The organism is Prevotella sp. AM23-5, assembly GCF_003473645.1.
Lineage (GTDB): Bacteria > Bacteroidota > Bacteroidia > Bacteroidales > Bacteroidaceae > Prevotella > Prevotella copri_A.
The window spans coordinates 1-13,813 of sequence record NZ_QUCG01000015.1 but is presented as its reverse complement, the minus strand read 5'-3'; the positions used below and the strand labels follow the sequence as shown (position 1 = coordinate 13,813).

Genomic DNA, 13,813 nt, shown 5'->3' with positions numbered 1-13,813 from the left:
TTTTCACGCAATAAACTTGACTTTTATATGTTTCTTTAACCATTTTCATGCTATAATCCTCCCATACCCCTTCATCTTCCCTTGTTTTTTTCCTCTTAAAATACTGTAACTACTCATGCCCATAGAGGGGCTGAGTGGTTTGCAGGGTATTTCATATTGTTGCTTTATTTGAATTTTTGGAAAAGTAACGAAAAATATAGGTATATGCAAAAGAAAGCAGAATAATTTGTTTTCCTTTTCGGATAAAAACATTAACTTTGCAGCTAAAAGAAATGAAAAGTATGGAAAAACTGAAAGATATCAGGGCGATAGCCTTCGATGCCGACGATACGCTCTGGGCATTGCAGAATTACTTTGAGGAGGTAGAGCATGAATATTGCGAGCTTCTTTCTGCTTATGGCAAGGAGAAGGAGATTTCTGCAGCCCTCTTTGAAACGGAGAGTCGGAATATGGCTGACTTGGGATATGGCTGCAAGGCTTTCACCCTTTCGCTGGTAGAAAATGCCATCAAGGTGAGTTATGGTAAGGTGGAGGCGAATGTCATTGCTCAGATTCTGGATCTGGGCAAGAGTCTTCTGCATCTTGATGCCAAACCGCTGGAGGGCGTTGAGGCTACCCTTGCCAGCATCCGTGAAATGAGAGTAGGGCAGGAGGATGGTTCTTCCGGTGAAAGAAGATACAGGCTAGCTGTCTTTACCAAGGGAGAACTGATGGATCAGGAGAATAAGTTGTGGCGTTCGGGGCTGCAGCGCTATTTTGATGTGGTGAGTATCGTGAGCGATAAGAAGCCCGAGGCTTACCGCCGTCTTTGCAGGGAGATGGAAGTGAAGCCCGAAGAGCTTCTTATGGTGGGCAACAGCTTTAAGAGCGATATTGCGCCGGCATTGAAAATCGGAGCCTCTGCCGTCCATATCCCTTTCCATACTACCTGGGCGCACGAAAAGATAGAGGAGTTTGAACATCCCAACCTCCGCCGCATCTCCCGCTTTGCGCAGCTGCTGGACATCCTGTAGCTTCCTTGGGGCAAGTTTCGCACAGATAATCTGCGCTAATGTGCTTTTTTCATACCATTAGCGCAGATTATCCACGAATAATTTGCGCTAATGGGGATTTTTTTATATCTTTGCAGAAGATAAGCTGCACTCGGCAATTTGAAAGCAAGCTTTCATTGCGCTCGCTTGCATTATCTTTGCAGAAGATAAGCTGCACTCGGCAATTTGAAAGCAAGCTTTCATTGCGCTCGCTTGCATTATCTTTGCGCAGAAAATAACGAAAGATATGGAACAGAGACTAATAGGAAGAGAAGCAGAACTCAAACTGCTCAATGAATATATAAACTCCGATAAATCAGAGTTTATCGCCGTCTATGGAAGACGACGTGTAGGCAAGACTTTTCTCATCAGAAAAGCCGTAGAGGATCATTTTGCCTTCTTCATGACAGGAATGAACGGAGTTGCCAAAGGCGAACAGCTTGTCAACTTCAGCATTGCCCTGCAAAAATATACCCACTCCACCACTCTGCAGACGTTCAAGAGCTGGCTGCTGGCATTCTATGCCTTGTCACAATACATAGAAACACTTCCGGAAGGCAAGAAAGTAATATTCATCGATGAATTGCCATGGATGGATACCGCCAAATCGGGATTCATACCAGCACTGGAAAACTTCTGGAACAGTTGGGCTGTACTGCGCAACGACATCAAACTCATCGTTTGCGGATCCGCCACATCCTGGATGATCAACAACCTGATTCGCAACCGTGGTGGCTTGCATAACCGACTGACCCATCATCTGATCGTAAAACCATTCACTCTGCACGAATGCGAAGAATACTTCAAGGCTTACCACTTCGGCTACAGCCGAAAACAGATAGCAGAATGCTATATGGTTATGGGTGGAATACCTTATTATCTGTCTATGATGGATAAATCGAAAAGTCTGGCACAGAACATCGACCAGCTGTTTTTCGCAGACAATGCAGAACTGAAAGATGAATTCAACGACTTATACAGAGCTTTGTTTAAGAAATCAGCCGACCATATCGCCGTGGTTACTGCCCTTGCTACCAAAGGAATGGGTATGACCCGACAGGAACTGGTCAAAGCATCGGGAGGAAAAGATAACGGAGCCTTCTCTACTGTACTGGAAGAATTGGAACAATGCGGATTCATCCGTCTGTATGAACCATTCAGCACTACCAACAAGATGACTTCCGACATTCGCCAAAAGCGAAACACCTTATTTCAGTTAGTAGATTTCTATACGCTCTTCTACTTCCGGTTCATCAGACATAACAAGTATCAGGATTCCAGTTTCTGGTCATCCTCCCAGAACAGTCAGCTATACCATACTTGGGCAGGACTGTCGTTTGAGATGCTTTGTCTAAACCATATAGACAAAATCAAGCATGCCCTGGGAATTTCGGGAGTACAGACCTTGGTTTGCTCATGGCGAAGCAGCAACACAGAAAAGGGAGCTCAAATAGACTTGCTGATAGACCGGAAAGATGAAACCATCAACATCTGTGAGATGAAATTCTACAAGAGCGAATTCGAAATCAGCAAGGAATATGAGGAGAAATTGCAGGAGAAACTTCGTATCTTCACTGAAGAGACGAAGACTTCCAAATCGCTTCTCCTCACATTGATTACTTCTTTCGGATTGAAGCAGAACAAACATAGCGACATCGTACAGAAACAGATTACGATGGATGATTTGTTTGTTTAAAAGATAACCCCTAAAAGGAAAGGGTGTGGCTCATGCCACACCCCACCTCAAAACTTCCACAATTATTTCTTGCTCTTCGGTGCCTTGCTGAATTTATACATCAAATGCACCATCGCATAGCTTGGCAGGGTATTGTTCCATTTCTCGGTCTTGCCCTGTCCGCCCACCTCATACACGGTGCTCGACAGATTCTGAAGAATATCAAAAGCCTCCGCCTTCAGCGTCAGCTTGCCTTTGCAGAACGAACGGGCCAGCGAAGCGTTCCATACCAAATCACTGGTGTTAAAAGACTTCTCGCTGTAACCACGCCTGCAATATTCCTTCAGGTCGGTAGAGAGAGAAATCTCCAGGAGTTCTGCCTGCATCTGAGGATTGAGAGGGAAGCTAGTATACTCTGTAACGTACACTACGACTTAAGCTGCCTCAATTGTTCTTCTGTCAATCCAGTTATCTGCATAATCTGAGGCCAAGACATACCAATTGCCAACAAGTTACGGGCTACAGTCAAACCTTTGGACAATTCACCTTCAGCACGTCCTTCTGCTCTACCTTCCACACGTCCTTTAGCAATACCCTTTTCCTCGCCTTCAACATACGAGCCATAAAGACCGGAGTAGTAATCATCAACAGCCTTAATACTTTCATCGTATTTTTCCTGCTCCTCACTACTCAGATAACGAACATCTGGCAATTTTGCAAGATAATCGAGCATCTTCTTCTGTTCCGCTGAAGGCAAATTTTTAAATACTTCTTCCATATACTTCAACACATAAATCCATTTTTTATCTGCTGCGAAGATACGCTTTTTTATTGAAACAGCCAAGAATTTCTGGGATTTTCTTTCAAAAAGAAGGAAAGGAAAAGGTATGGAGAGAGAAAAAGATGAAGATGAGGGTGTATCATAAGTCCACGCCCCTCTCCTATATATAAATAAGGATAAAGAGGGGCGAAAAAGCAAGTTTTATATGTTTTTTCGCCCCATTTGCATTTATTAACTTTTTTTTAGACAACTTATTAAAATTTATCGTAAATTTGCAACCGGTTATTAAATATAATAAGCCTAAGCAATAAGAATTATTAATTGAATCAATATATAAACTTAGTCAGACAATTATATTATTAAGAATCTGATTATCTTATAAAACTACATAATATAACAATTAAAACCAAACAATTATGAGCAAAAAAAGTCAGTTTGGCATGACCCTATTACTATCTACGATTTTAGTAGGTGGCGCCAATGCGAGTACTGTTCCTTCCTCAAGTACATTTGGTGTAGCCCAGGTAACACAGCAGGGTGCTGTTTGCAAGGGTGTGGTAAAGGACGCTGCTGGTGAACCAATTATTGGTGCAACGGTCAAGGTGAAAGGTTCCGATAAGACAGGAGCTGTAACTGACCTGGATGGTGTATTTACCATTTCTGGTGTAGAAAACGGACAGACTATTGTTGTTTCCTACATTGGTTATGTAACACAGGAAGTGAAGTTCAAAGGTCAACCTTTGGATGTTGTAATCTATGAAGATTCTAAAACCCTCAACGAAGTAGTTGTAGTAGGTTACGGTACTACTTCTAAGAGAAAGACTACATCTGCCATCTCTTCTGTAAAGGCAGATGACATCGCTAAGGTACCTGTACCTAATATTACACAGAGTTTGGCAGGACGTGCTCCTGGTCTTATCGTGCAGCAGTCAGGTGGTGGTATCAATGCCAAGGCATCTATCAAGATCCGTGGTGGTGGCACACCTCTCTACGTTATCGATAACATTATCTGTGAGGAGCGTGACTTCCAGAACTTGAATACAGATGATATCGACCAGGTAACTGTATTGAAGGATGCTTCTGCTACCGCTATCTACGGTGCACGAGCTGCCAACGGTATCATCATGGTAACTACCAAGAAGGGTGCTACAGGCAAGTTGAATATTGACTATAGCTTCAACTACACACTCTCTCAGCCAGCCGACTTGCAGGATAAGGTAGATTCTTACACAGCAGCTACCTATCTGAACCGCGGTCTGGAATATGACGGACGTGCCCCTCAGTACTCTAAGGAAGAATTGGAACTCTTCCGCAACGGTTCTGATCCAAAGGGTCATCCTAATGTAGATTGGCAGGACGTATGTATGCGTGCTTTCGCTCCTGAAATGCGCCACAATCTCTCTGTAGCAGGCGGTAATGATGTGATGAAGATTTACACTGGTCTGGGTTACTACAACCAGGAGTCTATCTATCGCACCAACTCCAACAACATGCAGCGCTACAACTTCCGTACCAACATGGAGGCTACCTTCAAGCAGATTGGTTTAAAGGTACAGACGGGTGTAGATGCTTACATCGTGGATACAAAGGAACCTGCAACTGCTTCTGGTCGTGGATATTACACAGTATGGTCGCACATTCAGAACAAGCGCCCTTGGGAGCCTGCTTACAACCAGTACGGACAGATTTACAGCGGTACTACCGATAACCCACTCGTTGACATCAGCGGTGATGGCGGTTACTATAAGGAGCAAATCAGTTCTGTACGTGGTAACCTCAACCTGATCTGGGAGGTGCCATGGGTGAAGGGACTTACCCTGAAGGCGCTCACCAGCTACGGTATCGTGAACGACCGCAACAAGACATGGAATAAGTCTGCACAGACATACGACTGGGAGGGCAATCCTGCTACTGCCAACAAGCCTAGCTTGAGCAAGAACGTTTACTACCGCAGCAACTTCAATACTCAGTTCTTCGTTGACTACTCTCGTACCTTCTTTGAGAAGCATACTGTAGGTGCAACCTTCGGTGTTGAGGCCAGCGGTTCAGATTACGACAACTCATCTTTGGCTCGTAACTCATACCTCTTCGACGTTGACCAGATGAATTCAGGTCCTGTAGATACAGCTACCAACGGTTCACAAGAGGGTGTAGGTTATCGCCGTGCAGCCTTTATCGGCCGTTTGAAGTACGACTATGATTCTCGCTACATGTTCGAGGTGAATATGCGTCATGACGGTAGTGATTACTTCCCAAAGAACAAGCGTTGGGGAACCTTCTTCTCTGGCTCTGCTGCATGGGCAGTATCTGATGAGGCATTCTACAAGAACCTCGGTATCGACAAGGTGCTCAACCTCTTGAAGATCCGTTCTTCTTACGGTGAGATCGGTCAGGACGGCAATGTAGGACGTTTCGCTTATGTATCTTCTTATGGTATGAATACCCGTGGTGCTTACCTCGGCGGCAAGTGGTACTCAAGCTTCTATGAGGGTGGCCTTATCAGTCCAGATATGACCTGGTACACCACCAAGGACTTCAACATCGGTGTTGACTTCGCTACACTCAACAGTCGCTTGTCAGGATCTATCGATTACTTTGCCAAGGTTACAACAGGTTACATCGCTTCACCTTCAAACGTAGGTTATACAGCTCCTCTGGGCAAGAACCTTCCTTACGTGAAGTCAGACGGTGAGAGCATCCGCCGTGGTGCTGAGTTCGTACTCCAGTGGAAGGACAACATCGGTGACTTGAAGTATGGTGTTTCTGCCAACTTCACTTTCTACGATGACCGTTGGAACATCAACCCTAACGAGAGCGAGACTTCATTGAAGAACCCATATAAGCGCAGCACACAGGTAGGTGCTTACTCTGGTGTTTACTACAAGAACCTCGGCTTCTACAAGAACTATGAGGACGTTATGAACAGTCCTAAGCGTAATGGCTCAACCAACTTGATGGCCGGTGACTTGAAGTATTACGACTTCAACGGTGACGGTAAGATTGATGGTGATGACCAGTATCGCCAGGGTTCAGGTGGAACTCCACAGTCTAACTACGGTTTCAATGTAGATTTGGAATACAAGGGATGGTCGCTCAATATGTTGTGGCAGGGTGCTACCAACTACAACCTCTATGTAGATGGCATTCTCCAGGGTGGTAACAGTAACTATTTGCCAGTGATTTACGATTTCCAGAAGGATATCTGGGCACCTGACAATACCAACAGTCTCTACCCACGTCAGCATGCATCAGCAGGTTTCAACGGCAACAACAACTTCGTAAGCTCTAACTTCTGGTTGGTTGATGCTCACTACCTGCGCTTGAAGACCCTCTCTATCGGTTACGACTTGAAGCGTACCGTTCTCAGCAAGCTGGGATGGTTTACCAAGTGTAATGTATCTCTCGCAGGCTACAACCTCCTTACCTTCAGCCCTGCCAAGAAGTGGGGATTCGATCCTGAGTCAGGTTCAGGTAGCGGTTATACATATCCGATTTCAAGAGTATATACAATCAGCGTGAACATCGGCTTCTAAATTCTAACAATAATTAAAAAGCATATTCATTATGAAACATAAACATATATTGCCAATTCTGTTGATGGGAGCCCTCGGCCTTCAGAGCTGCAGCGATTTCCTCGACACCAAGCCAACAGAAGGCTATCCTGAAACAACTGTTTGGGAGACACAGGGTACTGTTGATGCATTCGTCATCGGAAACTATGGCAATGCGTTCGACCTTTACGAGTGGTTCTCTACATGGGACAAGACATTCACCAACAACATGGTGAACTGCCGTGCCGACTGTCCGGGTGAGGCTCGTGGTCTTATCGAGAACACCTATGATTGTGGTTTGAACAGCCGCTTTACCTCTATCCGTAACTGTAACCTCATCATCGAGAAGATGAAGGAATCTTCTATTCCTGAGGCTTACAAGGCACGCTTTACAGCAGAGGCAAAGATGATGCGCGCCATGATTTACTTCGACCTGGCTCGCAAGGCTGGCCGTTATATCTGGGTGGACCGTGTACTCACCACCGGCGATGAGTTCAATCTTCCTCTTACCAAGGATATCGTAGAGAGCTACCAGCACGTACTGACCGATTTGCGTGAGGCTATTCCTAACCTGCCAGAAGAGGCAGAAGCTGGTCGCCTTACAAAGAATGCAGGCTATGCATTCCTCTCTGAGGTTTGCCTTACAGCTGCAGCTTATACCAACGACAATGCATCTCTGCAGGCAGGCAAGAGCCTTTATCAGGAGGCTATCGACGCAGTTGACGCCCTCAAAGGTGTTTCACTCGATGCCAACTATGAGAGTATCTTCAACCAGAACGGTGCTTACTCTTCACCAGAGATCATTCTGGCTCAGTACTGGAGCAAGGACAATACAACCGTACAGGGTACTGATATGATCAACCTCATCCCTAACCTGCTCAACTCAAACCTTGAGAAGAACGGTTGCGGACCTTTGTTCAAGAATCCAGATATCTTTGAGTGCTGGCTCGACCACACTCCAAGCCAGAACCTTGTAGATGACTATCTGGTTATCGACCAGGAGACTGGTAAGGCAGTACGCTGGTATGAGGCTTCACAGTTCGTCAACAACACCACTCCTATCAGCCGCGACGAGGCTATTGCCAGCATCGAGCACAAGGATGATGCAGAGTTTGACGGTGGTCAGTACTTCAAGGCATTCAAGGTAAAGACTGCTGGTACCAACATCAGCGACCTGATGTATCAGCACCGTGACAAGCGTTTCGACGCTTCTATCGTTCACGACGGTTCTACTTACCTGGGCGAGAATATCACCACTTACACTCGTGGTAACTTCAGCCGCTGGGCAACCAACCGTTACGCCAACGACCACGTGCCTCTGACCAACTACGCAATGCGCAAGTCTATCTATACCAACTGGGATCCACGTCCATTCTACAATGTATATACGGATTACCACAAGGTTATCTTCCGCTATGGCCGTTGCCTGCTCAACAAGGCTGAGGCTCAGCTCCGTCTGAAAAAGGTATCTGATGCAGTAGCAACTCTCAACCTGACCCGCCAGACTCATGGTGGTCTTCCTGCTTCTGAGGCATCTACTCTTGCTGATGCATGGAAGGACTACAAGATTGAGCGCCGTGTAGAACTCTTCTGGGAGGGCGACTGGTACTTCAGTCTGCTGCGTTGGGGTAAGTATGGTCAGGAGGCTAACGATGGCAAGGCTCCTGGTAGCGTAATCAATGAGCTTACAGAACCTGCAACATTCATCGAGATTAAGCCAGACCACTCTGCTTTCTATATCGGTAATGTTCAGCTGTCAAATGATAAGCGTACATTCGATACACGCTCTTATCTCTTCCCAATTCCAAAGTCATTGATTCAGGCAAACTCTGCCATCAACGAATCTGACCAGAACCCAGGATGGGAGTAATATTATTAATAAACAAAAAATCGAATAGAAATGAAAAAGATATCTCTTTCAACACTCAAGTGGGTGTTTCTGTTGATTTGCATGCCTCTTCTTACAGCATGTAGTTGGGAGGATCTGCCTTCTTACGAGGAGGCTGAAATCAGCGCCGTACAGCTCTACCACCGTTGGGCTAGTACAGACAAGGATCCTATCACTGGCGAGCCTGTGGTAAAGGAAAAGCGTTTGAACTGCCAGAGTACTGTTGACTCTGAGAATGGCGTCATCAGCGTAAGTGTTTCCGTTCCTGAAGCTGGCGGCGACTTCTCTACAGAAGTACGCAACCAGGTAACTCAGAGCAAGTTGTGGGGGCAGGTAACTGTTTCTACAGCAGCTCGTATTACTCCTGTTGAGGGAACTGCTAACTTGGGTACTCCAGACGATTGGACCAAGGAACGCAAGTTCAGCGTAAAGGCTGCCAATGGCAACACAAAGATCTGGACTATTAAAATTGTTAGTTTTAATAAATAAACTTGCCAGCTCCTATTTCAGGAGTTAGCCAGAAAAAGGGGAAAGCCCGGAATCTTTTCTGATTTCGGGCTTTCTTAAAATTAAGAATAATAGAAAAGGTATCATTATAATGAAGAATACTATTAAAGAAAGACTGATTGCCCTGTCGCTTTTACTGTTGTCGTTCATTTCTGTAAGTGCTGCTGAGAAGGTTATCAGCGTCAGCCAGAACGGAAATGCAGCCAATGCTATCCGCAGCGCATTGGAAAAGGCTGCTACCATGAAGGGAAGTCCAGTAACTTTGAAGCTGGAACTCGGTGTATGGAACATTACCCGTGAGGAATCTACCGTACGCAAATATTATATTTCGAATACTACGTCAGAGGTTGAGTGTGCAGATCCTTCAAAGCACATCGCCCTGCTGCTGCGTGGCCTTCGAAATGTAACCATCGACGGTAATGGCTCTACACTGATGCTCGACGGCGAGATGTCGGCATTTGTCATCGACAACTGTCAGAACATCACACTCCGTAATCTTAATATTGACAATGCTCATCCTACCCAGACCGAAATGACCGTGGAGGCTGATGGTAAGGACTATATGATATGCCGCACTCATCCTACCTCACAATACCGCATCAAGGACGGTAAAGTAGAATGGTACGGACGTGGCTGGGCTTTCAGCAGAGGTATTGCGCAGTGGTATGATCCTATCAAGGATATTACCTGGCGTGACTGGAGTCCTACCGACAATGTGGTAGAGGCTCGCGAGATGGAGCCTGGTAAGCTCTATATCAAATACAACAAGAAGCCTGCCGTTCCTGTAGGTACAGTCTTCCAGATGCGCGACGCTATCCGCCGTGAGGCTTGCGGACTTATCTGGGAGTCAAAGAATGTTCGTCTGGACAATGTACGTATCTATTATCTCAGCAACTTCGGTGTTGTAGGTCAGGTTTCTGAAAACATTTCTATCCACCGCTGCTGGTTTGCACCAGAAGAGGGAAGCGGTAGAACCAATGCAGGATTTGCCGACTTTATCCAGATTTCCGGCTGCCGTGGACTGGTAGATATTACCGATACCAAGTTTGCCGGTGCTCATGATGACCCTATCAATGTGCATGGAACACATTTGCAGATTGTTCGTGCAACCTCTGCCAACAAGCTGCTCCTGCGCTATATGCATCATCAGACCTATGGTTTCCAGTCATTCCACAGCGGCGATGACATTGAAATCGTAAATCCTGAAACACTTCTTGCTGAGGGTACCTTCAAGGTAAAGAGTGCCAAGATGGTTTCTCCTCGCGAGATAGAGATTACGCTCACCAAGCCAGTACCAGCGAATCTATTGAAGAATGGAACACGTGTAGTGGAGAATATCACCTGGACTCCTCGTGTACACATTGCACGTTGCCACTTCAGCCGTATTCCTACTCGTGGTATTCTCATTACCACCCGTCAGCCATCTGTTATCGAGGACAATTATTTCTACGGAATGCAGATGAGTGCTATTCTCGTGGCAGACGATGCTCGCAGCTGGTTTGAATCGGGTCCTGTTCACAATCTCATCATCCGCAACAATACTTTCAATCGTTGCGCTAGTTCTACTATCTGGATCAATCCAGAAAACCGCAAGAAGGCAGGTGCTGTTCACCGCAACATCACCATCGAGAACAATGTATTCACTCTGCGTTCTCAGGACGACAAGCCTCTTGTTTATGATTCGGTAGATAACTTGAAGGTGAAGAACAATATTGTGATTAGCCCAAATGGTGAGACAACAAAATTGAGTTATTAGTCATCTTATACGGGATAACTTAGAATTGAATAACTATCAAATTAGTTTAATTGTACTAGGTTAGATCTATAGAATAGGCTTATTGTAAGATTAGGTTTATAAGATTTAGTTTTAAAAAAATAGGTCGATAAGAATAGTTATTAAATTTGGTTCAATTATTGACTTACACAAATCAAATAATGAAAACTAAGCGTATGCCCTTTTGCTGCGAAGCAAGAGGGCATATTTTTTTATAAAAGTATTAGCACACAGACTTTTTACGTTATTTTGCGTAGATTTTTGAAGTAAATCTCTCGTTTTTGCGAACTTTTCATTATCTTTGTAGCCGAAATCATTAAGTAATAAACCTATTATCAACAAACAATTGACGGTATGAAAAAATTTAAATTTCAATTAATCAGCGCATTCTTCTTCTCCCTGCTGTTCTTGTCTTGCTCACAAAAAGAGCAGAACATTTCATCAACAGCATCTTCAGAAAAGAATAGCATTTGCACTGCATCGGAACTTGGACTATCTGAGGCTGATTTTTCAGAACTCACTCCTAAGCAAAGAGAACAAAGAGCAGCAAACATAAAGTTGTCTGAATTTGTATCTTTAAAAGATAGTGTTTATAGTTTAACTATATCACAAAAAGAAGCGGAAGCGATGGGCATCAGCGAAGAAATGTACAAAAATGCATTAAACGAGATGAAAGTTGCCAATGAAGCCATTGCAAAATGCAACAAAGAAGGGAAACCTATTACTCTGACAGATGTAAAACCATCTATACAAGAGAGTAAAAAAAAGCAACATTGTTTCTAGACTCACTTCTAGTAGAGCATTAGGGGATCAATATGGACATATAGAGACATATGGGAATACAGAAGGATATGACGCTTTTATGCCTAGAGAGGAGAATAGTAATGTTTTGTTTTATTGTCAGTCAAATGCAGCAATAACTCCTGTATATACATGCAAGACTTATATTTTCGGCAAGTGGAATTACGGAACCGCTGTAGGATGTTTAGGAGTTGAAACTAAAGTAAAAGTTCTACTTGCTGCTAGTGGTGCAGGTCTTACGGCAAAACTTTGTTTCGCTACAACTGACTCTAATGGAGGGCGATGTAATTGGCGTGCAGTATAAGTTATGTAAGAAGGCAAAATTAAAGTAATGGTTCCTTGCGGATTATTATATTCAATATGCCATAGAAAATGTACTATACGTTGACATAATAATATCCATTACGTCATCTTTTTCGAATTATCTTGGAGAGAGATTACTCTTTCTCCAAGATAATTTTCCGTAGCGCCGGATATGCCTTTCCTCCGTTAGGCGTTCCGGCGGATTTGCAATCCGCCGTCAAAAACTGACCTAACCTCTTTATGCTTTGGGGATATGTTATCCCCAGCCCCAGGCAATAGTCAGCATATCGATGGGATGGGGGGATTTCTTATCTGTTACCTCTAAGATAATATCTTATTTCAATTTTTCTATCTGTTCCTGGGTAAGACCGGAATACTTCATAATCAGATTGATGTCAACGCTATCAGCAAGCATGTTCCTGGCAATATCCAGGGCTTTCTGGTTCATACCTTTCTCCATACCTTTTTTCATACCTTTTTCCATACCCTCTGCAAGACCTTCTTGCTTCGCCGTATCAATGGAGTTCTTGATATCCCGGTATGCCATCTTACTTGCTTCATACTCCCTCATTTCCTGAGGTGTGAACTTGGCAATCTCGGCTTCCTCAAAGAGACGGTCGAATACCTTGTCGCACAGCTCCTTCGGACGCTGGGTAAGCTTATAGAGGTTCTTCAGCGCATAGAGCCATTTTTCGTAGAGCGTTTCCAGTTCTCCTAGTGTCTTATTGAATTTCGCAATCTCTACATAGATAAACTCCAGCTTGTCGTAGAAAATCTTGTGGGTAGCGGTATCGCACAACTGTACATGATGGCGAATTTTCTCCTTGTCGAAGGCATCCTCGTTCATGTTGAAGTTGAGCAGCGCAACAGTATAGACATGATTGAGCTTGAAATCCCAGTCATTCCCCTTGGGTGCCTGCTCGCGAATCGGGAAAGTGGAGTAGAAGAGGGAGCGGTCCTTGAAATAAGCCTGGTAGGCATTCTGCATTTCCACGATGAACTTCTCGCCGTTTTCTCCTTCGCAATACACGTCGAAGATGGCCTTGCGGTCGGTATAGACATCTCCCACATGCTCCGGATTCAGATACGACACATCCTTCACAACCTGTCTGCCATTAAACAAGCTGTTGAGGAAGCAAATGAGCAAATCCTTGTTCATTGCCGTTCCGAATATTCGCTTGAAGCCGAAGTCGGTCAGCAAGCTGATGTATCTTTCTTCTACCTGTTTCATACGCAATTCATTTAATTCAACATCTAGTTTCGCCGCAAAATTACGCTTTTTTCCTGAAACGACCAAATAAAAAGCGGGAAAACTGGCTGATAGACATTCATAACTCTTTCTATCACATAATACAAATCCCCCAGCCCGCAGTTTGCAGGTTGGGGGATGATTTTTTCTGATTCCATTCCTATACCTCCAGCAGCGGCTGGAGCTTGGTGGCATCGAAGCAGGGGCATGCCTTCTGCACGCCAGGCAGGTCACGATGACCCAGTATCACCTT

At 44.6% G+C, this 13,813-nt stretch carries 10 protein-coding genes; 7 read left to right on the top strand and 3 right to left on the bottom strand.

What is annotated here, in order from left to right:
- Positions 1-281 precede the first annotated feature (281 nt).
- Both DW657_RS05485 and DW657_RS05480 read left to right on the top strand, forming a co-directional pair.
- Positions 282-1,013, top strand: a complete 732-nt coding sequence (locus DW657_RS05485) for an HAD family hydrolase (protein WP_118311717.1) — start codon at positions 282-284, stop codon at positions 1,011-1,013.
- A gap of 265 nt (positions 1,014-1,278) precedes the next feature.
- The gene (locus DW657_RS05480) at positions 1,279-2,727 is read left to right on the top strand and encodes an ATP-binding protein (protein ID WP_118311716.1); all 1,449 of its coding nucleotides are present in this window, start codon (positions 1,279-1,281) and stop codon (positions 2,725-2,727) included.
- Positions 2,728-2,789: 62 nt separating this feature from the next.
- On the opposite strand, the gene DW657_RS05475 is transcribed toward DW657_RS05480, so the two are convergent.
- Together DW657_RS05475 and DW657_RS05470 are read right to left on the bottom strand one after the other, a co-directional pair.
- Positions 2,790-3,134, bottom strand: coding sequence for a hypothetical protein (locus DW657_RS05475; protein WP_118311715.1), 345 nt, complete (start codon positions 3,132-3,134; stop codon positions 2,790-2,792).
- Positions 3,134-3,484 carry a transposase gene (locus tag DW657_RS05470; protein WP_118311744.1) on the bottom strand — a complete coding sequence of 117 codons (351 nt, stop codon included), beginning with the start codon at positions 3,482-3,484 and terminating at the stop codon, positions 3,134-3,136. Before DW657_RS05470 ends, DW657_RS05475 begins: the two co-directional genes overlap by 1 nt.
- Before the next feature lie 419 nt (positions 3,485-3,903).
- On the opposite strand from DW657_RS05470, the gene DW657_RS05465 reads away from it, so the two are divergent.
- The 5 genes from DW657_RS05465 (at position 3,904) to DW657_RS05445 (ending at position 11,990) form a co-directional block, all read left to right on the top strand.
- The gene (locus tag DW657_RS05465; RefSeq protein WP_233546619.1) at positions 3,904-7,020 is read left to right on the top strand and encodes a TonB-dependent receptor; all 3,117 of its coding nucleotides are present in this window, start codon (positions 3,904-3,906) and stop codon (positions 7,018-7,020) included.
- Between the two features lie 31 nt (positions 7,021-7,051).
- Positions 7,052-8,908, top strand: a complete 1,857-nt coding sequence (locus DW657_RS05460) for a RagB/SusD family nutrient uptake outer membrane protein (protein ID WP_118311714.1) — start codon at positions 7,052-7,054, stop codon at positions 8,906-8,908.
- Between the two features lie 30 nt (positions 8,909-8,938).
- Positions 8,939-9,415 carry a hypothetical protein gene (locus DW657_RS05455; RefSeq protein ID WP_117661534.1) on the top strand — a complete coding sequence of 159 codons (477 nt, stop codon included), beginning with the start codon at positions 8,939-8,941 and terminating at the stop codon, positions 9,413-9,415.
- Positions 9,416-9,524: 109 nt separating this feature from the next.
- Positions 9,525-11,189 carry a right-handed parallel beta-helix repeat-containing protein gene (locus DW657_RS05450; protein ID WP_118311713.1) on the top strand — a complete coding sequence of 555 codons (1,665 nt, stop codon included), beginning with the start codon at positions 9,525-9,527 and terminating at the stop codon, positions 11,187-11,189.
- Positions 11,190-11,561: 372 nt separating this feature from the next.
- Positions 11,562-11,990, top strand: a complete 429-nt coding sequence (locus DW657_RS05445) for a hypothetical protein (protein WP_118311712.1) — start codon at positions 11,562-11,564, stop codon at positions 11,988-11,990.
- Positions 11,991-12,645: 655 nt separating this feature from the next.
- On the opposite strand, the gene DW657_RS05440 is transcribed toward DW657_RS05445, so the two are convergent.
- Positions 12,646-13,542, bottom strand: coding sequence for an Rpn family recombination-promoting nuclease/putative transposase (locus DW657_RS05440; RefSeq protein WP_296995451.1), 897 nt, complete (start codon positions 13,540-13,542; stop codon positions 12,646-12,648).
- Positions 13,543-13,813 lie beyond the last annotated feature (271 nt).

What these genes read in the sequence shown, in the direction of transcription:
- DW657_RS05470 (WP_118311744.1), bottom strand. Translation starts at nt 3,484, where the DNA reads ATGGAAGAAGTATTTAAAAATTTGCCTTCAGCGGAACAGAAGAAGATG.
- DW657_RS05485 (WP_118311717.1), top strand. Translation starts at nt 282, where the DNA reads ATGGAAAAACTGAAAGATATCAGGGCGATAGCCTTCGATGCCGACGAT.
- DW657_RS05450 (WP_118311713.1), top strand. Translation starts at nt 9,525, where the DNA reads ATGAAGAATACTATTAAAGAAAGACTGATTGCCCTGTCGCTTTTACTG.
- DW657_RS05455 (WP_117661534.1), top strand. Translation starts at nt 8,939, where the DNA reads ATGAAAAAGATATCTCTTTCAACACTCAAGTGGGTGTTTCTGTTGATT.
- DW657_RS05445 (WP_118311712.1), top strand. Translation starts at nt 11,562, where the DNA reads ATGAAAAAATTTAAATTTCAATTAATCAGCGCATTCTTCTTCTCCCTG.
- DW657_RS05480 (WP_118311716.1), top strand. Translation starts at nt 1,279, where the DNA reads ATGGAACAGAGACTAATAGGAAGAGAAGCAGAACTCAAACTGCTCAAT.
- DW657_RS05465 (WP_233546619.1), top strand. Translation starts at nt 3,904, where the DNA reads ATGAGCAAAAAAAGTCAGTTTGGCATGACCCTATTACTATCTACGATT.
- DW657_RS05460 (WP_118311714.1), top strand. Translation starts at nt 7,052, where the DNA reads ATGAAACATAAACATATATTGCCAATTCTGTTGATGGGAGCCCTCGGC.
- DW657_RS05440 (WP_296995451.1), bottom strand. Translation starts at nt 13,542, where the DNA reads ATGAAACAGGTAGAAGAAAGATACATCAGCTTGCTGACCGACTTCGGC.